General features: G+C 34.6%; 12 protein-coding genes. 7 read left to right on the top strand and 5 right to left on the bottom strand.

The window, feature by feature from the left end:
- Positions 1-12 precede the first annotated feature (12 nt).
- From ACJ6WR_RS04270 to secDF, 7 genes are all read left to right on the top strand, one after another.
- Positions 13-1,785, top strand: coding sequence for a TonB-dependent receptor (locus tag ACJ6WR_RS04270; RefSeq protein ID WP_409417147.1), 1,773 nt, complete (start codon positions 13-15; stop codon positions 1,783-1,785).
- 274 nt (positions 1,786-2,059) lie between these two features.
- Positions 2,060-2,509, top strand: coding sequence for a hypothetical protein (locus tag ACJ6WR_RS04265; RefSeq protein ID WP_039119238.1), 450 nt, complete (start codon positions 2,060-2,062; stop codon positions 2,507-2,509).
- 223 nt (positions 2,510-2,732) lie between these two features.
- A complete protein-coding gene (gene asnB, locus ACJ6WR_RS04260; protein ID WP_039119240.1) occupies positions 2,733-4,409 on the top strand; it encodes an asparagine synthase B in 1,677 nt (558 codons plus the stop codon).
- A gap of 161 nt (positions 4,410-4,570) precedes the next feature.
- Positions 4,571-6,187, top strand: a complete 1,617-nt coding sequence (gene asnB / locus ACJ6WR_RS04255) for an asparagine synthase B (protein WP_409417146.1) — start codon at positions 4,571-4,573, stop codon at positions 6,185-6,187.
- Positions 6,188-6,444: 257 nt separating this feature from the next.
- A complete protein-coding gene (gene gyrB / locus ACJ6WR_RS04250) occupies positions 6,445-8,388 on the top strand; it encodes a DNA topoisomerase (ATP-hydrolyzing) subunit B (RefSeq protein ID WP_039111145.1) in 1,944 nt (647 codons plus the stop codon).
- Between the two features lie 123 nt (positions 8,389-8,511).
- Positions 8,512-9,447 carry a malate dehydrogenase gene (mdh, locus tag ACJ6WR_RS04245; protein WP_035619016.1) on the top strand — a complete coding sequence of 312 codons (936 nt, stop codon included), beginning with the start codon at positions 8,512-8,514 and terminating at the stop codon, positions 9,445-9,447.
- A 224-nt stretch (positions 9,448-9,671) separates the two neighbouring features.
- Positions 9,672-12,650: a protein translocase subunit SecDF gene (gene secDF, locus ACJ6WR_RS04240; RefSeq protein WP_409417145.1), complete on the top strand. Its 2,979-nt coding sequence runs from the start codon at positions 9,672-9,674 to the stop codon at positions 12,648-12,650.
- 466 nt (positions 12,651-13,116) lie between these two features.
- Here secDF and lgt read toward each other — a convergent pair whose 3' ends face one another.
- From lgt to ACJ6WR_RS04215, 5 genes are all read right to left on the bottom strand, one after another.
- Entirely contained in the window at positions 13,117-14,046 is a 930-nt protein-coding gene (gene lgt / locus ACJ6WR_RS04235) for a prolipoprotein diacylglyceryl transferase (protein WP_409417144.1), read from the bottom strand.
- 63 nt (positions 14,047-14,109) lie between these two features.
- Positions 14,110-14,358: a membrane protein insertion efficiency factor YidD gene (yidD, locus tag ACJ6WR_RS04230; RefSeq protein WP_082001743.1), complete on the bottom strand. Its 249-nt coding sequence runs from the start codon at positions 14,356-14,358 to the stop codon at positions 14,110-14,112.
- Between the two features lie 83 nt (positions 14,359-14,441).
- On the bottom strand, positions 14,442-15,923 hold the full coding sequence (gene cysS / locus ACJ6WR_RS04225; protein WP_039111142.1) for a cysteine--tRNA ligase: 1,482 nt from the start codon (positions 15,921-15,923) through the stop codon (positions 14,442-14,444).
- Positions 15,924-16,060: 137 nt separating this feature from the next.
- Complete coding sequence (folE, locus tag ACJ6WR_RS04220) at positions 16,061-16,732, bottom strand: GTP cyclohydrolase I FolE (protein ID WP_039111141.1); 672 nt, start codon at positions 16,730-16,732, stop codon at positions 16,061-16,063.
- 412 nt (positions 16,733-17,144) lie between these two features.
- Positions 17,145-24,239 carry an FN3 associated domain-containing protein gene (locus ACJ6WR_RS04215; RefSeq protein WP_409417143.1) on the bottom strand — a complete coding sequence of 2,365 codons (7,095 nt, stop codon included), beginning with the start codon at positions 24,237-24,239 and terminating at the stop codon, positions 17,145-17,147.
- Positions 24,240-24,458 lie beyond the last annotated feature (219 nt).

The following is a 24,458-nucleotide window of genomic DNA, read 5'->3' as shown; positions in this document are numbered from 1 at the left end:
AAAAAATAAAATATGAAAATCAATTTCCAAAATAAACATATCGCTTTTCTTTTGTTGCTAACTTCTCAGTTGACTTTAGCGCAGAAAAAAGACGAAACAAAAAAGAAAGAAGAAACAATTGGTACCGAAGAAGTAAATGTGGTAAAAGCATATTCTCCTACAATCTCGGATGCTTTTAAGGTAAAAGAAATTCCGTCATTGAATGATGAAGGAAATGCTGCTAAAGAAACGATTAAATACGCTATTTTTTCTTTTCCAGTAGCTTCTACTTTTACACCTTCAAAAGGAAATGCGCAATTGGTTGATAAAGCCAAAAAAGAGCATTTGTTTACTAACTATGCTACTGCAGGTGTTGGTAATTACGGTAATTTAAATGCCGAATTATTTGTAGCGCAGGAATTAGGAAACAATGATTATGTAGCAGGAATGTTCAAGCATCAATCTTCGCAAGGAGGTATTAAGGATATAGATTTAAATGATAAATTTTACGATACATCACTAGATTTAATTTATGGAGTAAAAAACAGAGATATGTCCTGGAATATTGATTTAGGATATCAAAACCAGATTTATAACTGGTATGGTTTACCAGTAGATTTCGGTTCTACCTTAACTCCGCAAGATCGCGGGATATTGATTAATAGTATAAGTTCAAAGCATTCGTATAACGGAATTAATCTTGGCGGAAATATCGATTTTAGTGATGGCATTTTTACTAAGGCAAGTATGAAGTACAGTCATTTTTCGGATAATTTAAAATCTTCTGAAAATAGATTTTACATAAAGCCATCTTTTAAAGTCGAAATAATGGATCAGTCTATAAATACAGATGTAATTGTAGATTATGTTGGTGGAAGTTTTGAAAATAATTATGAAAAAACAAACTTACAGCCTATAAAATACGGTTTTACCAATTTCGGATTATCACCAAGTTTTGTAATGCAACAAGATGATTGGACGCTTAATTTAGGAGCTAAATTGTTTTATAGTTTAGATAATGAAAATAGTAATAGTAAGATTTTAGTGTATCCAAATGTAACTGCTTCGTATAAAGTAGTTGGAGATTTAATGATTTTTTACGCTGGAGCGGAAGGGAATTTAGAACAAAACACCTATATGGATTTTGTAGATCAAAACCCGTTTTTATCACCAACACTAAATATTAATCCAACGGATATGCAATTCAATATTTTTGCTGGGTTAAAAGGAAAACTAGCTAATAATGTAAGTTATAAAGTTCAGGGATCTTATGTAAACGAGAGAAACAAAGCTTTGTTTAAGAGTAATGACTATACAGAAGATATAACTAATGAAAATTACGCTTTCGGAAACTCTTTTCAGGTTGTGTATGATGATATGACGACAATGCGTTTTTACGGAGAGTTAAAAGCTGATTTCTCAGAGAATGTTTCTTTTGGAATCAACGGAACTTTTAATAGCTACAGTAATGATCATCAAAGCGAGGCTTGGAATCTGCCAACAATGAAATTAAGTGCTAATCTTGATTTTAATATTACCAAACAATGGTACGCAGGATTCAATTTGTTTTATGTAGGAGAAAGAAAAGACGAACAAGTAAATACAAGTTTAGCTATTGATGCAAGCCCGATTACACTAAAAAGTTATTTTGATTTAAATGCTCATGTAGGATATAAGTACAGCGATAGATTAACATTTTATTTAAAAGCAAATAATATTACTAATCAAGCTTACCAAAGATGGTTGAATTACCCAGTTCAAGGTTTTCAGATTATGGGTGGAGCTAATTATAAATTCGATTTTTAGGTTTATTTAACCGCAAAGACTGCAAAGTTTTACGCAAAGTACGTTAGGATTATTTAACCAAAAAGAATACAAGATTCGCTAGATCTTTTTTAAGATTTAGCGAATTTTGCTTTTTAATTAATGTTAATCTATATCTAATAAATAAACCCTTCTTTGTGGTCTTTGTGTGAAACTTTGCGTTCTTCGTGGTTAACTCCTCAAAGTTCATATTAAATAAATTCTTTTTTGCGACCTTTGCATAAAACTTCGCGCACTTTGCGGTTAATATTTTATTATGACTTTCAAGCAAAAAATACACGCCTATTATTTACAAATGGTTCAGGATCGAATAGATGTTTTTAAAGACATGATTTCGGCATTGACCGAGGATTCTAAAAATGATGCAAAAGGTTCGGCAGGTGATAAGCACGAAACAGCTTTGTCGATGATGCATATCGAACAGGAAAAGCTAACCAATAAATTAAAAGAAGCGATTAGTCAAAAAGCTATTTTGGATCGAATAGATGCTGAGTCTGTGGCTTCGACTATTATTGTAGGGAGTTTGGTTCAGGCAAACGGTATTTATTTGTATCTAAGTGTTGCTTTACCAAAAATAACTATCGATGGTATTAATGTAATTGCATTATCTCCTCAATCTCCACTTGGGAGTAAATTAATGGGGAATGCTGTAGGTTTTGAATTTGATATTAATACAACTCATTACATAATAGAGAGTATTTGCTAGGCTTAAACGCTTCAATTATTTGTGACTTACTTTGGTTTAATGGGCTCAAATTAAAATCTATAACCAGCATTCTGTTTTTTGTATATTAAAAATTACATTTTTATTGTAAATAGTTTGTTTTGGTTTTAGTTTATAACTAAAACAGCTGTTTGTGTTTTGTATATGTAACTGTTATCGCATATTTGCCTTATTAAAATAAACAAAACATCAAAAATATATAGTTATGTGCGGAATAGTATGTGCCTTTGACCTAAAACAAAAAGCAGAAACCTTAAGACCTCAAGTATTAGAAATGTCTAAAATCATTCGCCACCGCGGACCAGATTGGAGTGGTATTTATAGTAATGATAAAGCAATTTTGTCGCATGAGCGTTTGGCAATTGTAGATCCTGCTTCAGGAAAACAGCCTTTGTTTACTGAAGATAAGAAATTAGTTCTGGCTGCAAATGGCGAAATATACAACCATAGAGAATTACGTAAACAATTCGAAGGGAAATATAACTTTCAAACAGAAAGTGATTGCGAAGTTATCTTAGCACTTTATAAAGAAAAAGGACCTCATTTTTTAGACGAAATGAATGGTATTTTCGGATTTGCAATATATGATGTAGAAAAAGATGAGTATTTTATTGCTCGTGATCATATGGGAATTATTCCGTTATATATTGGATGGGATCAACACGGAACTTTTTACGTAGCTTCAGAATTGAAAGCTTTAGAAGGATATTGTACAAAAATACAGTTGTTTCCTCCAGGACATTATATGACAAGCAAAGACGGCGAATTTGTACAATGGTACAAAAGGGACTGGATGGAGTATGATGCAGTAAAAGACAACGAGACTAGTATTCCTGCGATTAAAGAAGCGTTAGAAGCTGCAGTTCACAGACAATTAATGAGTGATGTTCCTTACGGAGTTTTACTTTCAGGAGGTTTAGATTCGTCTATTACTTCGGCTGTAGCCAAAAAATTTGCGCAAAAACGTATAGAGTCTGATGATACTACAGATGCTTGGTATCCACAATTGCATTCTTTCTCGGTAGGATTAGAAGGTTCACCAGATTTAGCAGCAGCCCAAATAGTAGCAAAGCATATCGGGACAATTCACCACGAAATTAAATTCACCATTCAAGAAGGTTTAGATGCAGTTCGTGATGTAATTTACAACTTAGAAACGTATGATGTAACTACAGTTAGAGCATCAACTCCAATGTGGTTAATGGCAAGAGTTATTAAGTCAATGGGGATTAAAATGGTATTGTCTGGTGAAGGTGCAGATGAATTATTTGGAGGGTATTTGTATTTTCATAAAGCGCCAAATGCGAAAGAGTTTCATGAAGAAAACGTTCGTAAGTTAGGAAAACTACACATGTACGATTGTTTACGTGCTAACAAAAGTTTAGCTGCATGGGGAATCGAAGGTCGTGTGCCATTCTTAGACAAAGAATTTATGGATGTTGCCATGCGCATCAACCCACAAGATAAAATGATCAACAAAGAGCATCCAATGGAAAAATGGGTTGTTCGTAAAGCTTTTGAAGATATGTTGCCGGAAAGTGTTGCTTGGAGACAAAAAGAGCAGTTTTCTGATGGAGTAGGCTATAGCTGGATTGATACTTTGAAAGAAGTGGTAGCAAAAGAAGTTTCGGATGAACAATTAGCGAATGCAAAATATAAATTCCCTTTGCAAACACCAACTTCTAAAGAAGAGTATTATTACCGATCTATTTTTGCAGAACATTTCCCGAGTGATGCTGCGGCTTTATGTGTACCTCAGGAAGCAAGTGTGGCTTGTAGTACAAAAATTGCATTAGAATGGGATGAAGCATTTAAAAACATGAACGATCCTTCAGGTAGAGCAGTTGCAAGTGTTCATGATGATGCTTATGTTAAAGCATAAAAAGGAGCAATTGTTTTAGAGTGAAATAATATAAAAGAAAACGCTCTCAATTTTGAGGACGTTTTCTTTGTGAATATAAAACTATTGATTCAATGGGGTGAAAAGAAATTTTAACCATATTTGTTATCGCAAAATTTTAAAAGTATTAAAAAGATATAGTTATGTGTGGAATATTAACCATTATTGGAAAAGGAAAAGACCCGCAACTTGTAAAAGAACTTTCAGAAAGAATGTCACATCGTGGTCCAGATGAAAGTGATTTGCATATAATGGAAAAAGGGCATATCATGAGTCATGAACGTCTTTCTATTATAGATTTACATTCGGGAAAACAGCCTATTCAGGGAACATCTTCTGCTTGGATGGTTCATAATGGTGAAATATACAATCATCAGGCTTTAAGAGATGGTGTTTTAAAAGGACATACTTTTAGAACAAAGTCTGATTCAGAAGTAATTGTTCATTTGTATGAAGAGTTTGGTTATGATTTTTGTAACATGCTGGATGGAGATTGGGCTTTTGTAGTGATCGATGGAGATGATTTTATTGCAGGAAGAGATCCGTTAGGAGTAAAGCCTTTGTATTATGGGTTGGATGAAAGAGGAAGAATCTATTTTTCATCAGAAATGAAACCTATTGCAGATCAGTGTAAGTCATTTTCGACGTTTCCTCCAGGACATTATTACACACCAAAAACTGGATTTGTAAAATACTATCAACCAGAATATGAAGATTATTTAAAGGCAGATCAAAATTTAGATTTAGACTTAATCAGAGAAACTTTGACAGAGGCAACTCGTAAGCGTTTAATGAGTGATGTACCAATCGGAGTATTACTTTCAGGAGGGTTAGACTCATCTTTAACATCGGCAATTGCTTCAAGATTATTGGCTGAAAGGGGGGAGAAACTACATTCGTTTTCTATCGGATTAGATGCAGATGCTCCAGATGCAAAAGCAGCTAAAAAAGTGGCTGAGTTTTTAGGAACTGAGCACCACGAAATACATTTTACGATAGAGCAAGGGATTGAAATCCTCGATAAATTAGTTTGGCATCTGGAAACTTATGATGTAACATCAATTCGTGCAAGTACGCCAATGTATTTCTTGTCTAAAGCAATTACTGATATGGGAATAAAAGTAGTGCTTTCAGGTGAAGGAGCAGATGAGATTTTTGGAGGATATTTATATTTTAGAAATGCTCCATCTGCTGAAGAATTTCAAAAAGAAACAATCGAAAGAGTTCAGAAATTATTTACTGCCGATTTGTTAAGAGCGGATAAGTCAACAATGGCTCACGGATTAGAGGCTAGAGTTCCGTTTTTAGACAAAGCTTTCCTTGATGTGGCAGTTCGTGTCAAACCAGAAGAAAAACAGCCTAAAACGTACGATGGTAGAGAAAAATATATTTTAAGAAAAGCTTTTGATACACCAGAAGATCCATATTTACCTGCGGAAGTATTGTGGAGACAAAAAGAACAATTTTCTGATGGAGTAGGTTACAACTGGATTGATAAATTAATAGAGTATTGTTCATCTAAAGTTACAGACGAACAATTGGCTGGAGCAGCGGTTGAGTTTACTTATAACTCACCAACTACAAAAGAAGCTTATTTTTACAGATCAATATTTCATAAATACTACCCACAGGTTAGCGCAGCGCAAACTGTTAGAAAATGGATTCCAAAATGGCAAGAAAACCAGGATCCAAGTGGTAGAGCAAATGCAGCACACGTTAAAGCAGATACAGAAATTGCTAAATCGGGAGTTGCAGTTTAGTAAAACGAGTTTCATTTTGAGTTAGAAATATTAATTAAGTCAATTAGCAAAATTTCAAAACAACATTTTTAATGTGCGTTTTGGAATTTTGTCGTTTATAAGAGTTAGGGTTTTTGTTTTTTATGCTTTTAAAAACTTGATTTTTTAATAATATGTTAATAACTTAAGTGCTTTAAATGGTATTTTAACGGATATATAATTTGCGTTTTTATATATTTGCGTGTTAGACAAATATTACATTTTTTAGAATAAATTATATGAGCGAAGAAATCAAGAAGAGCAATTATTCAGCAGATAGTATTCAGGCATTAGAGGGAATGGAGCATGTAAGAATGCGTCCATCGATGTATATTGGAGATGTGGGTGTTCGAGGACTACATCATTTGGTTTATGAAGTAGTAGATAACTCTATTGATGAGGCCATGGGAGGGCATTGTGATACCATAGGTGTTGCGATAAACGAAGATGGATCTGTAAGTGTAGAAGATAATGGTCGTGGTATCCCAGTAGATATACATAAAAAAGAAGGTGTATCGGCATTAGAAGTTGTAATGACTAAAATTGGTGCTGGAGGTAAATTTGATAAAGATTCATATAAAGTTTCTGGAGGTTTGCACGGTGTTGGGGTTTCGGTAGTAAATGCCTTGTCAAATCATCTACGTGCAACTGTTCACAGTAGTGACGGAAAGGTATATGAGCAAGAATATGAGAAAGGAAAAGCTTTATATCCAGTTAAACAAATTGGAGAAACTACAAAAAGAGGAACTATTGTAACCTTTTATCCTGACGAAACAATTTTTACACAAACTACAGAGTTCTCTTATGATACTTTGTCAGCTCGTATGCGTGAGCTTTCTTTCTTAAACAAAGGAATCACAATTACATTTACTGATAAAAGAGAAGTTGATGAAAAAGGCGAGTTTAAAACAGAAATATTCCATTCTGACGAAGGATTAAAGGAATACATTCGTTATCTGGATGGAAATCGTGAGCCGATTATTGCACACGTTATTTCTATGGATCATGAAAAAGGAGAAATCCCTGTAGAAGTAGCTTTAATTTACAATACAAGTTATACGGAGAATATTTTCTCTTATGTAAATAATATTAATACACACGAAGGAGGAACGCACCTGCAAGGTTTTAGAACTGGATTAACCAGATCGTTAAAGAAATATGCAGATGCTTCTGGAATGTTAGACAAATTAAAGTTTGATATTTCTGGAGATGACTTCCGTGAAGGACTTACAGCAATTATTTCGGTAAAAGTAGCTGAGCCACAATTTGAGGGGCAAACAAAAACTAAACTAGGAAATAGAGAAGTTGTTTCGCCAGTAAGTCAGGCTGTGAGTGAAATGATTGAGAATTATTTGGAAGAAAATCCAAATGATGCTAGAATCATCGTTCAAAAAGTAATTCTTGCTGCTCAAGCGCGTCACGCTGCTAAGAAAGCACGTGAAATGGTACAACGTAAAACCGTAATGGGTGGAGGCGGATTGCCAGGGAAACTTTCAGATTGTTCTGAGCAAGATCCAGCACGTTGCGAAGTATATCTTGTCGAGGGAGATTCGGCAGGTGGAACTGCAAAACAAGGTCGTGATCGTGCGTTTCAGGCAATTTTGCCATTACGTGGTAAGATCTTGAATGTTGAAAAAGCAATGCACCATAAAGTGTTTGAAAACGAAGAGATTCGTAACATATTTACAGCTTTAGGAGTTACAGTTGGTACTGCTGAAGATAGTAAAGCATTGAATTTAGAAAAACTACGTTACCATAAAGTAATTATTATGTGTGATGCCGATGTCGATGGTAGCCACATTTCTACTTTAATATTAACATTCTTCTTCCGTTTTATGAAAGAACTAATAGAGGAAGGGCACGTATATATTGCTGCTCCACCTTTATACTTGGTTAAAAAAGGAAATAAAAAAGAATATGCATGGAATGATGTTCAACGTGATCAAGCTAACGAAAGAATGGGCGGAAGTGCTGCAATTCAACGTTATAAAGGTCTTGGAGAGATGAACGCAGAGCAATTGTGGGAAACTACAATGGATCCAAGTTTTAGAACATTACGTCAGGTAACAATTGATAGTTTAGCAGAAGCTGATAGAGTTTTCTCTATGTTAATGGGGGATGAGGTTCCGCCACGTAGAGAGTTTATCGAGAAAAATGCAGTTTATGCAAAAATTGATGCTTAAAAAAGTTTAATTGTTTATATTTTTAATTGACTGTTGCTTATATTAGCAGCTAAGTAAATTGATTTAGAGTAAACAATTAATCCGAAAAAAAAAATTAACTAATAACCGAATAAATTTTAAAATATGAAAGTTACCATTGTAGGAGCAGGAAACGTTGGAGCCACTTGTGCAGACGTTATTTCTTATAGAGGAATTGCAAGCGAAGTAGTATTGTTGGATATCAAAGAAGGTTTTGCTGAAGGTAAAGCTTTGGATATTATGCAATGTGCTACAAATACAGGTTTTAATACCAAAGTATCTGGGGTAACAAATGATTATTCTAAAACCGCAGGTAGTGATGTAGTAGTAATTACATCAGGAATTCCTAGAAAACCAGGGATGACACGCGAAGAATTAATTGGAATCAATGCAGGAATTGTGAAAACAGTTGCAGAAAATGTATTGAAACATTCGCCAAATACTATTATTGTTGTGGTTTCAAATCCTATGGATACAATGACTTATTTAGCATTGAAATCAACAGGATTGCCAAAAAATAGAATTATAGGTATGGGAGGAGCGCTTGATAGTTCTCGTTTTAGAACTTATTTATCTTTAGCTCTGGATAAACCAGCCAATGATATTTCGGCTATGGTAATTGGAGGTCATGGTGATACAACTATGATTCCGTTAACACGTTTGGCTTCATATAATGGGATTCCAGTAACGGAATTTCTTTCAGAAGAAGTTTTACAAAAAGTAGCAGCCGATACTATGGTAGGAGGAGCTACGCTTACGGGACTTTTAGGTACATCAGCTTGGTATGCACCGGGAGCTTCTGTTGCTTATTTGGTTGATAGTATTTTAAATGACCAAAAGAAAATGATTGCATGTTCTGTTTTTGTTGAAGGCGAGTACGGACAAAATGATATTTGCATTGGTGTGCCATGTATTATTGGTAAGAATGGTGTAGAAGAAATTTTAGATATCAAATTAAATGATCAGGAAAAAGCATTATTTGCTAAGAGCGCCGATGCGGTTAGAGGAATGAATGACGCTTTAAAATCGATTTTAGTATAAGATTTACGAGTAAATAGGAAAAGACTGCACTTTTGCAGTCTTTTTTTTGAGATTAATTAATAAATAAATTGGTTAATCTTTTCGTTAATTATATATTTGCTCGGTTTAAAAAAAATAATGTAATTCGTGATTCCGTTATTTAGATATAAAAAACAGCTTAACGGCTTGATTTTGTGGAATTTAAAACAAAACAAACTATAAAACATAATTAATTTTTAGTAATAATGCAGAATAAAGGACTTATTAAATTTTTCGCAATTCTATTTGCATTGGTAAGTATTTACCAACTTTCCTTCACTTTTGTCGCTGATAAAGTAAAAAGTGATGCGAAATCTTTTGCAGGAGATAATCCTGATAAAGAATTAAAATATTTGGATTCTATTGGTAAAGAAAAAGTTTTCAATCTAGGATTTACTAGTTTTACTTTTAATGAAGTAAAAGAAAAGCAAATCAATAAAGGTCTTGACTTAGAGGGAGGAATCAACGTTATTCTTCAAATCTCTGTTAAAGATGTTTTAAAAGGATTGGCTAATAATTCTAAAAATCCAGTTTTTAATAAGTCATTAGCTGATGCAACTGCAAATCTAAAAGGAAATCAAACGTATTTAGATGCGTTTTTTGAAGCTTTTGAGGCAAACTCAAATGGAACAGTAAAATTAGCTTCTCCAGAAATTTTTGCTAACAGAAGTTTGCAAGGTGAAGGTGGTATCGATTTTCAAATGAGTGATGCTCAGGTGAAAAAAGTTATCAAAAGAAAAGTTGATGAGTCTGTAGAAAGTGCTTTTGGAGTACTAAGAAAACGTATCGATAAATTTGGTGTAACTCAACCTAATATTCAAAAAATTGGAGAAACAGGAAGAATTCTTGTTGAACTTCCAGGTGCGAAAGATGTTGATAGAATCAAGAAATTATTGCAAAGTACTGCTCAATTAGAGTTTTGGGAAACTTACAAAATTGAAGAAATGGGTAATTTCTTAATGGCTGCTAATGATGCCTTAAAGAAAACCGAAGTTAATAAAGTTGAAACTAAAGCTGTAGTAAAAGATTCATTAAATGATTTACTTACAGGTGGTAAAGATTCACTTGCTACTAAAAAAGGAAACAATCCTTTATTTGACAAAATGATAGGTCAGGGTGGAGGACCAGTTTTAGGTCTTTTCTCTCCAAAAGATACTGCTGTTGTAAACGGTTATTTAAAAAGACCAGATATCAGAGTATTATTAGGTGCTGATCAACATTATGCAAAATTTGTTTGGGGAAAACCAACAGATGTTAAAGATGCAAAAGGTAAAGAAATTGAAGCTGTAGAATTATATGCTTTAAAAGGAAATAGAGATAATGTTGCCGCTATGGGCGGTGGTGTTGTAACTGATGCTAAAGATACTTTTGACCAAATGGGTAAACCAGCTGTTTCTATGCAAATGAACAGTCAAGGTGCAAGAGCTTGGGAAGAATTAACAGGTAGAGCTTATACTCAAAAAAGTAATATCGCTATCGTTCTTGATGATATCGTATATTCAGCTCCAGGAGTTTCTAGTGGTCCAATTTCAGGAGGAAGATCTGAGATTTCAGGTGTATTTGATGTTACAGAAACTAAAGATTTAGCTAACGTATTAAGAGCTGGTAAATTACCTGCTGCTGCAGATATTGTTCAGTCAGAAGTTGTAGGACCATCCCTAGGACAAGAGGCTATTGATAATGGAACAACATCGGCTATCGTGGGATTACTTTTAGTATCTCTTTGGATGATGATTTATTATGGTAAAGCTGGTTGGTATGCAAACCTTGCGTTAGCAGTTAACTTACTTTTCTTATTCGGTATTTTGGCAAGTTTAGGTGCAGTTCTAACTTTACCTGGTATTGCAGGTATCGTATTAACAATGGGTACAGCAGTAGATGCGAACATTATTATATATGAAAGAGCAAAAGAAGAATTGCGAGCAGGTAAAACACTTGATGAAGCAATTAAAACTTCTTATAGCTGGAGAGGTGCAATGTCATCTATTACAGATGCAAACGTTACACATATTTTAACAGGAGCGGTATTATTTATATTTGGTTCAGGACCAATTAAAGGATTTGCTACTACATTGTTAATTGGTATTATAACCTCTTTATTTACTTCTATTTTTATCGCTAGAATATTTATTGATAGAAATATTAGCGGAAAGAATGATTTAACTTTCGTTACTAATTTCTCTAAAAATATGTTTAACAACTTCCATTTTAATTTCTTAGGAGCTAAAAAATGGACGTATTTATTCTCAAGTATCGTTGTTGTAGTGAGTATTACATCATTATGTATTAACGGACTTGATCAAGGTGTGGATTTCGTTGGAGGAAGAACATTCCAGATACGTTTTGAAAAACCAGTAGAGGCAGAAGTTGTTAAAGATGAACTAGCAGTAGTTTTTGGTAGTGCCGAAGCAAAAGTTTTTGGTAGCGATAACCAATTAAAAATTACTACTAAATATAAAGTAGAAGAGCACGGTATTAAAGCTGACGAGGAAGTAAACAAATTATTGTTTGAAAACTTGAAAAAGCACTATTCTGAAGGATTAACTTATGATAAGTTTGTTAACTCTTTCGAAGGTAATGGAGGTAAGAAACTTGGTATCTTACAAGCTTCTAAAGTTGGACCTACTGTTGCTGAGGATATCAAAACAAATGCATATTGGGCTGTACTTGGAGCAATGGCAATTGTGTTCTTATATTTAATGATTAGTTTTAGAAAATGGCAATTTAGTTTAGGTGCGATTGCAGCTATTGCTCATGATGTTATCTTCGTATTAGGTATTTATTCATTATGTTACAAATTCATGCCATTTGGTATGGAAGTAGATCAGCACTTTATTGCGGCGATCCTTACGGTAATTGGATACTCGATGAATGATACTGTAATTGTATTTGACAGGGTTCGTGAATTCTTAGCAGGGAAAACAAAAGGTTCTTTTGAGCAAATTGTAAATGACTCTATTAATACAACTATGTCTAGAACAATCAATACTTCATTAACAATGATTGTGGTATTATTAATCATGTTTATTTTTGGTGGAGAATCAATTAGAGGATTTATCTTCGCTATGTTGGTAGGTATTATCGTAGGAACATATTCTTCGTTATTTATCGCAACTCCAGTATTGGTAGATTCTATCTCTGCAGCTGATAAATTATCGATTGAAGAAAGACATAAAAACGCATAACAGTTTTTATAACTATATATTTAAAAAGGATTCAATGAAAATTGAATCCTTTTTTTTGTGTAAAAAAATATAGTTTCAAAAGGGTAAAGAGGTAAAAGAGTTGTGGTGTATGAGTAGCAAAGGTCTGAAGTCACAAAGGATTAAGAGGTTGGGTAAAGAATAATGAATATTTGAAATAGTAAAAAACCTTGAGCTTTTAAGTAGTATGGAATGCTAATTTCATTCATAATACAACTCAATCTTATCTTTCTGCAGGAAGAATCTTTGCAAGTAGCTCGTTAATAGAAAAGGCATGTGCTTTCTTAGGGGGAATTAAAAGACAGCTTATCTGGCGAAGTTGTTGAGAGTAGAATTCAAAATAGGGGGAATGCTAAGTTTCTGAAATGGGTAATTAATACTGAAGTAAAAAAAAAGACCCGATACTTTCATATGAATGTATCGGGTCTTCTTATTAAGTATGTTTTATTTAGCTTTTTAAGGCTTTTTTATTGGCTCTAATCATAAAGTAAGCTCCAACTATTATAAAGGGAATACTTAACCATTGTCCTGTTGAAAACAAGCCTAATTCGTTTTCAAAACCGCCTTGGCTGCCTTTTACAAATTCGACTATAAAACGAACTACAAATAAAAGAACTAGAAACAAACCGAATAAAAATCCAGGTTTCTGGCTTGCATTTGTTTTCCAGTATAAATAGTAAAGGATTGCAAAAACAAAGATGTAGCAAAAACCTTCATATAATTGTGCTGGATGTTTTACGGGAACTTGTGCTAATAAGTCGGTAAATTTTGGATCTGTAGCAATAGCAGTATATGCGTCTTTTGGATTAGCAATCTGAGTTTTGTTTACTGCATCATTTTTGCTGAAATATTCATGTAAAAAACGAATTCCAAAAATAGAATCGGTCTCATTTCCTGTAATTTCTGAATTAAAGAAATTACCTAAACGTACAAATATTGCTCCACTGGCAACAGGAATTACCACCCTGTCTAATATCCATAACAAAGGACGTTTTAATATTTTTTTGCTGTAATAGTACATTGCAATTATAATTGCGATTGCTGCACCATGACTAGCTAATCCTTGGTATCCTGTAAACTCAAAATTTGGACTAAAGCGGAATGGTAAAAAGATTTCAGAAATATGATTTCTATAATATTCCCAATCGTAAAATAATACGTGACCTAAACGTGCTCCAATTAAAGTAGCTAAAACAGTCCAGATAAATAAAGAATCTAATTTGTCGATTGGTTCATTTTCACGTTCGAAAATTTGTTTCATTATGTACCATCCTAATCCAAAAGCAATTACGAACATTAGGCTGTAATAACGAATCATAAAAAAACCTAAATCAATTCCCTCCGAAGGATTCCAAACAATGTTTAAAGCGTGTATCATGTAGTAATATATTTTTATTTTGTAAAAATAAATATTTAAAGTAAAGTTATACTTTATAAAAAGTTAATGTTTGTGATTGCATTTCTTTTCAGGAACAGGATCGTAGCCACTTCTTCCCCACGGATGGCAACTCAATATTCGTTTGATGCCTAAATAGCCGCCATAAAATAAACCATGGGTTTGTAATGCTTCAATCATATAACTCGAACAGGTTGGCTCAAAACGACAAGCTGCCGGAGTAAATGGAGAAATAGCATTCTGGTAAAACCGAACGAGTAAAACAAATGGATATATTAATATTTTTGATATCATATGCTCAGTAATTCAGTGTCGCTATTAAAAATATCAATACAAGACTATTTTCTAATGTTCATATGCAGAGTACTAAAAACTCTTTATTGAACACTAAATAAAGTTCCATCTTTACCATCTTTCAATTGAATACCTAGTTCAATCAATTGATCCCTGATTTGATCAGAAAGAGCAAAGTTTTTATCGGCTCTGGCTTGATTTCTCATTCCGATTAGCATAGTTACAACACCTTCTAATTTATCATTATTAGAGTCAGACATTTTCTCGTCTTTTAATCCTAAAACATCAAATACAAAAGCTCGTAAAGCAGTTGATAGGTTGTTTAAGTCTTCAGAAGTTATGGTTTCTTTATTGTCTTTTAATAAATTGACATAACGAACAGCTTCAAATAATTGTGCGATTAAAATAGGAGTATTAAAATCATCATTCATGGCATCGTAGCATAATTGTTTCCAACTTGCTATATTAATTGAAGAAGAAGTGCTTGGAACAATTGTATCCAATGAATCCATAGCCTCCATCAATCGTTTATATCCTTTTTCGGCAGCAACAATTGCATCATCCGAAAAATCTAAAATGCTTCTGTAGTGTGCCTGCAACATGAAAAAACGAGCTACCGAAGCAGAAAAAGGTTTGCTAAGGATAGTGTTTTCACCACTCAAAATCTCGCCTGGTAAAATATTATTTCCAGTAGATTTTGCCATTTTCTTTCCGTTTAAGGTAAGCATATTAGCATGCATCCAATAATTTACTGGACTTTGACCTGTACAAGCTTCATTTTGTGCAATTTCGCATTCGTGGTGTGGGAATTTTAAATCCATTCCGCCACCGTGAATATCAAAATGATTACCCAAATATTTGGTACTCATTGCTGTACATTCAAGATGCCAACCAGGGAAACCATCACTCCAAGGTGAAGGCCATCTCATTATATGTTGTGGTTCTGCCTTTTTCCAAAGAGCAAAATCCTGTGGGTTTCTTTTGTCCGATTGTCCATCAAGATCACGAGTATTAGCTAACATATCTTCGATATTTCGTCCGCTTAATATACCGTAATTATTGGTTTCGTTATATTTTACGACATCAAAATATACAGATCCATTAGCTTCGTAGCCTATTCCTGTGTCGATTATTTTTTTGACAATCTCAATTTGTTCAATAATATGACCAGTAGCAGTAGGTTCAATACTTGGAGGTAAAAAATTAAAAGCTTTAAGGATATCATGAAAATCTACAGTATAACGCTGTACAATTTCCATAGGTTCTAATTGCTCCAAACGTGCTTTTTTTGCAATTTTATCCTCACCTTCATCAACATCATCTACAATATGTCCAACATCGGTAATATTTCGTACATAACGCACTTTATAATCTAAATGCGAAAAATACCTAAAGATTACATCAAACGACATAAAAGTTCTAACATTTCCTAAATGTACATTACTGTAAACTGTAGGCCCGCAAACATACATTCCAACATTTCCCTCATGAATAGGATTGAAATTTTCTTTTTCACCCGAAAGTGAATTGTATATTTTTAGATGTTGACTTGTATATAAAGGCATATTTTTTTACTGTTTGATTGTTTATTTGAAGCTATTCCTGCTGTTCGCTATATCTTTTACTGGCTAAAGGAGCCAGAAAAAGGATGCCGCTTCCATCAGGGCTAGGTCATAAATATAGTTTGAAAAGATGTTATAAACTAGAATTGTGTTTCTAACTTAATGTAATCCAAAAATTCTCTTCTTGTTTGAGGATCTTTAAATTTACCGCCAAATTCAGATGTTACTGTACTGCTTTCGATATCTTTAATTCCTCTTGAATTTACACAAAGGTGTTTTGCATCAATGACGCAAGCTACATCTTCAGTACCAAGAGCTTTTTGTAATTCCTGAACGATTTGCATAGTTAATCGCTCTTGAACCTGAGGCCTTTTTGAGTAATACTCAACAATTCGGTTCATTTTTGATAGACCAATTACTCTTCCGTTAGAAATATATGCAACATGAGCTCTTCCTATAATTGGTAATAAATGGTGTTCACAAGTAGAATAAAGCGTAATGTTTTTTTCAACCAACATTTCGCCATATTTATAATTATTATCAAAAGTAGATGCTTTTGGTTTTCTTATAGGATTAAGTCCGCCAAAGATTTCTTTGACAAACATTTTTGCTACTCGGTTTGGAGTACCTTTTAAACTGTCGTCAGTCAAATCCATTCCAAGTGTAAGTAGAATGTTTTCAACATCTTTCTTTATTTTTTCTATTTTTTCATCGTCAGTAATTGCAAAAGCATCTTCTCTGATTGGATTTTGCGCACTTGAACCGATATGATTGTCACCTATTTCGTCTAAAAAATCTTCGTTATTTATCATTAAAAACTACTATTATATTGGGTATATCTTTTTGAGTGCGTAAAGATAATTAATAAAAGGGAAACATTTTCTATCGTTTCTACTATTTAATCTTCACTTTTTAGATTAGATGCACGTAGTTGCCTAAAACAGAAATGACAACAACTTTTGATTGTTGTTATCATTCACACTTTATTAACTAATTGTTTCTTTTGTTGTCTATTATTTTTAGCAATATAGGCTAAAATGTTTTGTTTTAAAGTATTAACTCTGTCCATTAATTCTTCTTTGTTCAAGATAAATGTAATTTGCATTTGGTTTAATCTCATTTTAATCTAGAATAGAAACCTACTGCAGATTTATAAAAAAACCTCTCAGAATTTAATCAGAGAGGTTTTTCTTCATTACATTTCTCAAAAAGAAGAAATCTTTATTATTTTTTAATTAACTTATGTGTACTTACTGTACCATTACCATTTACAATCTTTATAATATAAAATCCAGAATTTAGATTTCCAATATTTACAGTATTAGATTGACTTGTTAAGGTATTGTTCTGTACCAGTTTTCCATCGATAGAGTAAATACTCATCGTTGAATTTACAGAAGCTGTATTCTCTAAGTTTACATTAATTTCGTTATAAGCAGGGTTAGGGTAAATAATTACATGTTGAGCTTCGGTATTTAATAATTCTTCCGAAATATTTGCTGCCGAACGTTTAGTCATTACACTACCTTTTACGTCTGCCTTAGACAAAGGCCCCCAGTTATTAGTGGTAAAAGCTCTCGATACCAACGAATAAATACCCGAAGAAAGTGTAATACCTTTATTTGCATCGTACAGAAATGCCGATGGAGAAACAACACCATCTTTGCCCATAGGATCTGAACCATCGGTCGTATAATACACTTGTGTTCCTGTATTAGGATTGTTAATTGTAATATGCCCTGTAACAGTTGTATCAAATGGTGCTGCCAGCATAGTATGAACCATATTGTATTCTTGCCATTTTTGCAATGAATAAGATACCCTTTCAGGTACTTGAGCTATTACTCTGGGTACATCTATATTTTTCCAATAATTGTAGACTTCTCTGTCATAAGACATATAAGCTGCGTCCAGTTTATACACATTATTCAGTTCGGTCACTGTAGTTTTTATCTTAGTCTGTACATTACTCACAGAAAGAGGAGCTGCAACCGTACTTTTTGAATCTCCAAATGCTGCTTGTACATAATCTTTTACGAGTGTTTTAAATTCGAGGTTACCCGTAGTTTGATTCGTATTTGAGCCCATGAAGTTGCCGAATAAGCCACCAGGGCCTAATCTGGAATCATTTAAAATCCATTTTTGTTTGTAATTACCTCCGCCGCCAGCAAAACCTATTGCAGGCATTGTTGTTGATGAAGTAGGGGCTGTGAATCCTCCAAAAAACGCACCATCGGTATCATTTATATTCATTTTGGCTTTCATGAAAGTCGGTGCATAATTGTGTACTATGGCAATTGCTTCGTTTTCTGTATCAGTAAACATAAACATAATCTGGAATTTGATTAAGTCTTCAACATCTACCCAATTTTTAAAACCTTGAAAATCTTTGGCTGCTGCGAGTTTTTTTATATTTTGCCAAATGGCAGTACTACCATCGCCTTCCTCAACAACACCTCCTGGGAAATTACCATCCTGTAAATTTACGGTTGTGTAATTATCAGCATCATCTCCAAATACTTCTTCTAAATTGTTGGAACTGAAGTCGTTTCTCATGGTCTTAACACCTCTGTATTTACCGTTTATAAAGAAATTTACATAACGGGTGTCTAGTGCATATTTACCTATTTCTTTGCTAAGGTTCATTGTCATCTTCTCGTCGAAACGTAAGTAACCAGTATTGTAAATATTATTCTGAGGGCCATCTTGTCCTTCTTTCAATGAGATAACTTGTATCTTATTTGTGGTAGGATAAACTTCACCAGGATACGTATCAAAGAAAGGATAGTTTGCCTTTTTAACGGCTGCGTTTTTGTTAAATTTAAATTTAACTCCGCCGTTATATTGTGCTAGACTCGCTTGTCCAAACTGCTTCGTAGTAGAATTTGAGAAAAAGTTGGTATGGTCGCTATAAATATGTTTATCTATATATTCAAACGAGCCTTGTACCCAAAGAGTAGATATCTCTGCATCTGTCGATATAGAAATAATAGGTAATTCAGCTATTGCTTTTGAATATTCGTCGGCTGTTAATATATAAGTTTTATTATACCATTGCGCATAACTGGTAGGTAATTCGTTCTTATAATTGTCTTGCAATACGTAAGTGTGGGATGCTACTCCTGAATTACCTGTTGCGTCATAAGCATATACTTTAAGTACACATGATTGTTTTATAGAAACGGGAACGGTATATTTTGTTCCAACTGTTTTTGAAGGAAACTTACCATCTAATGTATAATTTATGGTAGTACCTGCGGGAGCTGTGATTGTAACATCAAAGCCTGTTGGGTATACACCTCTTTCTTTACTGAACGACAAAGCCAATCCTTGTTGACCCACACTATTAGATAAATTGTATGTAGGATTGATAAAAGCCGCTAAAGTAGTTGATGCATCTGTGCTTCGTCCGTAACTTGTATTGTATGGAGTTTCTAAGTATTTCAATTCATCCAAAGCAGTTGTTTTTTTACCTACTAAAGTCGATAAATAGAGTGTACCTCCTGTATTTTTCAAATCGAAATTAAGATGGAAGTCTCCCTTTTCTGGTTTTTTATCTGCTATTAGTGCAGCAAATCCTTTAGCAGGAACAAGAATGTTTTTTAGTATATTAAGATCTTTTTTAGTGTCTTTATTAGATACGGAAACATTACTATCGATAAGAACCATTTTATCTAGACTGTTATATATCTCTATCCAGTCTTCCTTTTGATCCGTAGTACCTTGTGCCGATACCTCGTTAATAACAAGTCCGGTCATTTGCGATGGAGTAGTTATTACATTGTTTAGCGTACTAATTACAGATGCTGCATTCGGTCCTTTTTGATTGTCTTTGTATTTAATTACTAGACGAGGTCTATACATATTACCTGCTTCGTAAGCGCGTACACGAGCAAAATTTGACGACACACCCTTGCCTTCAAATAAGAATGCTAAGCCTTGTCCGGATTCCCATCCTCTCAAACGGTTTTCGTCGATCAGTTTTTTAATATCTACTGTACGGTTTTGTGCATAATCGTTACGTGTGTCCGTATTCCATAATTCAGTATTTTCGGTATAAGTACGGCTTGAAATATTATTTTTTACCGGTGAATAAATTTGCGCATCGCCTATCTCTGATTTTATAGATACGGTAGTTGCATTACTTGAACCGTAGGCATAAAATTCGATGTATGCTTCTGTTATTTCGGCATTAGTAGGAAATTCAACAGCTTGAAAGCGAATACCTGTTTTATAAGAATCGGATTGTCCAGCTAGTGATAAATAAGCGTCACCCAAATATATGTTACCATCCGTATTTTCGCGTCCATCATCATATCCATTGGTTACAATCGAAACAGAGGTTTGTATTTCGTTAGGGTCAACCACTATACTTGGTCCTGCACCGTTAAGAACATATTTTATCACCAAGCGTGGTTTATAAAGTACTGAACCTTCATAAGCATAAGCTCTTGCTCCATCGTTTATACCTAGTCCATTGAATTTGAATGCGATATTTTCGCCTGATTTCCATCCATTTAAACGAATTTCATCGATAATATTTCTCAGATTAGGAGTTCTATTTTTTGCCAAATCAGTATTCCAGGCTTCGGTTACCCAGTTGATTTTATTATTGGAGTATTGGCGAGCCGTAATGCTTTTAGGGTCATATGTATAAGGTGTTTTTTGGTTTACCTCGGCATATATATCTACAGTTGTAGCGGGGCTTGTGGCGTAAGCGTAAAATTCAATATAAGCATCTTTAATTTCTGAATTTGCAGGAATTTGAGCATTGCGAAAAATATAACCACTGTCGCTACCATCAGTACGTCCGCTCAAAAACATATAACCATCTCCTAAAGCCATATTGCCGTTGGTAAATTCTCTTCCATCATCATTTCCGGTAGATACAATCGAAGCTTCAGTTTGTATTTCGTTAGGGTCAATCACTATACTTGGTCCTGCACCGTTAAGAACATATTTTATCACCAAGCGTGGTCTGTAAAATGATGATCCTTCGTATGCATAAGCTCTTGCCCCATCGTTTAAGCCTATTCCATTGATCTTGAATGCAATATTTTCGCCAGATTTCCATCCGTTCAAACGAATTTCGTCAATAATATTTCTCAGATTTGGAGTTCGGTTTTTTGCAAGATCGGTAGTCCAGTTTTCAGTTACCCAATGGATTTTATTATTGGAATATTCACGAGCCGTAATGTTTTTCGGGGTATAGGCATAAGGTGATTTTTGGTTCATTTCAGCATATATATCTACAGTTGTAGCGGGGCTTGTGGCGTAAGCGTAAAATTCGATATAAGCATCTTTAATTTCTGCATTTGCGGGAACTTGGGCATTACGAAAAGTAAAACCACTATCGCTGCCATCAATACGTCCGCTTAAAAACATAGCACCATCTCCCAAAGCCATATTACCGTTTGTGTATTCTCTTCCATCATCATTTCCTGTATTGATAATGGAGACATAGGTTTGTACTTCGTTCGGGTCAACCACAATACTTGGCCCTGCACCGTTGTTAACATATTTTACTACCAAACGTGGTCTATAAAGTGTAGATCCCTCGTATGCGTAAGCTCTTGCGCCGTCATTTAAAGCTTGTCCATTGAATTTAAATGCAATATTTTCGCCCGATTTCCATCCGTTTAAGCGGATTTCGTCGATAACATTTCTTAGATTAGGAGTTCGGTTTTTTGCCAAATCACTGGTCCATGCTTCGGTTGCCCACTGAATGTTATTGTTGGTATACTCGCGAGCTGTTATGCTTTTAGGATTATTTGTATAAGGTAAATTTTTGCTTTTCTCAGCATATATATTTACGGTTGTAGCAGGACTTGTGGCGTATGCATAAAATTCGATATAAGCATCTTTGATTTCTGCATTTGCTGGAATCTGGGTATTTCTAAAAATAAAACCGCTGTCGCTGCCATCAGTACGTCCACTTAAGAACATAGCACCATCTCCTAAAGCCATATTACCGTTGGTATATTCTCTTCCATCATCATTTCCAGTATTGATAATGGAGACATAGGTTTGTACTTCGTTCGGATCAACCACTATGCTTGGCCCTGCGCCGTTGTTAACATATTTTACTACCAAACGTGGTCTATAAAGTGTAGATCCCTCGTATGCGTAAGCTCTTGCACCGTCATTTAAAGCTTGTCCATTGAATTTAAATGCAATATTTTCGCCCGATTTCCATCCGCTTAAACGGATTTCGTCTATGATATTTCTCAGGTCAGGGGTTCTTTTTTTCGCAAGATCGGTAGTCCAGGCTTCAGTCGCCCAGTGAATGTTATTAGTGGTATATTCGCGAGCCGTAATACTTTTCGGATTATAGCTGTAAGGTGATTTTTGGTTCTTCTCTGCATATATATTTACTGTTGTAGCAGGACTTGTAGCGTAAGCGTAAAATTCGATATATGCTTCTTTAATTTCTGCAGTTGCTGGAATTTGGGTATTGCGAAAAGTAAAACCACTGTCGCTGCCATCAGTACGTCCGCTTAAAAAGATAGCGCCGTCTCCCAAAGCCATATTACCGTTAGTATATTCTCTTCCGTCATCATTTCCTGTAGACACAATCGAGGCAGAGGTTTGTATTTCGTTTGGGTCAACTACTATGCTTGGGCCCGCACCGTTGTTAACATATTCTACGACCAAGCGTGGTCTGTAAAGTGTTGATCCCTCGTATGCATAAGCCCTTGCTCCATCGTTTAAGCCAGTTCCATTGAATTTGAATGCGATATTTTCGCCCGATTTCCATCCGTTTAAACGGATTTCGTCGATAACATTTCTTAGATTAGGAGTTCGGTTTTTTGCCAAATCACTAGTCCATGCTTCGGTTGCCCACTGAATGTTGTTATTGGTATACTCGCGAGCCGTTATGCTTTTAGGATTATTTGTGTAAGGCAAATTTTTGCTTTTCTCAGCATATATATTTACGGTTGTAGCAGGACTTGTGGCGTATGCATAAAATTCGATATAAGCATCTTTGATTTCAGCATTTGCGGGAATTTGGGTATTTCTAAAAATAAAACCGCTGTCGCTGCCATCAGTACGTCTACTTAAATGCATATAACCATCTCCCAAAGCCATATTGCCATTGGTATATTCTCTTGCATCATCATTTCCAGTTGATATAACGCTTGCTGAAACTCCATTTAGCGGATTTGTTTCGATTTTGGGACCATTCCCTTCTGTTTTGTATTTTATTACAAGACGAGGTTTATATAATTCGCCCATTTCATTAGTACTTGCAGTAGCTCCATTATTTTGCAAAGTCCCAACAAATTTAAACCCGATTGCTTGACCTGATTGCCATCCCGATAGACGAGTTGCATCAATAATGTTTTTAAGATCTGGTGTTTTATGTTGTGTGTTACTAATAGTCCAAGATTCGGTAAACCAATTGACTGTGTTTACTGAATAGTTTCTTTTGGTAATATTGCCAGAAGTGGTAGCGTATGTAGCAGCATCAGCCAACTCAGTATAGATGTTGACGGTGCTCGCAGGGCTTGTTCCATAGGAATAAAACTCTATGTAAGCTTCTGATATTTCTGCTTTTTCTGGTATTTCGACAACAGGAAATCTTACAACACTATTACTAGAGTCAGATCTTCCTCCTAGGTTGATGTAGCCATCAGTTAGGTACATTGATCCATTGGTATTTTCGCGACCATCATCGGTATTAGCTAACACGGTAGTTGTAAAAGTGCCGTAAGCCGATGTAAAAGTTATTTGTAACTTGGGAGCCATAGCAGCGTTTCCGTCAAAAGACCACATAACAAATGAGCCTTTTTGATTTCCTGCTAGTTTAAAAGATATATTGGCATTTCCTACACCTGCAGGAAACATATCCTGTAATAAGTTTGTTACATCGGGTGTTGTGTACTCTTTATTTGCTACACAAACAGGGGTATTCCATGTTACGGAATCGAATGTGTATTGACGTCCTTTTATTGAAGTAGCTGTAGTTGGTGCAGTAGAGGTAGGGTATGCATCCGAATTTCCTCTTTCGCCAAAAATAGTAACGGTTGTGCCCACTGTACTGGCAGTTCTTCCGTAAAATATAATATTAGCACTTTTAATGACAGCATCTGCTGGCAACGAAATTTCCTGGAAACGAATGTATGTTTCTGTAGGTGCGGCGGTAGTTCCACCCTCTAAGTATAAGCCGGTACTTGTATAGTTTACAGCATTAGATGATGTAGTTATTGCAACATCATTGTAGCTGCCCTTGATAGGGAGCTGTGTCTTTTGTTGGGCATTTAAGTAGCCACCAATGAGGCACAGTGAAGCAAGAAAAAGGTGTAGTTTTTTTTTCACGATGATTGGGTATTTTGTTGTAAATCAATATTTTGAGTATCGTGCAAAGGTATAAATATGCTCATGTGGTGTTTTCCCAGATAAGTTTTTATTGTAACATGATAAGTTTTTATTGTATCATTTAGAGCAGAAGATAAAAAGATTGTTGTATAAAGCTAAAATTAAACACACAGAATGAATTAATTTATTTTTGTAATTGATCTAGTAAACAAGATTTGT

Origin of the sequence: Flavobacterium sp. PS2, assembly GCF_046250155.1 — a bacterium.
GTDB lineage: Bacteria > Bacteroidota > Bacteroidia > Flavobacteriales > Flavobacteriaceae > Flavobacterium.
Note: the sequence above shows the minus strand (reverse complement) of the source record. Positions and strands in the feature narration are given on the sequence as shown.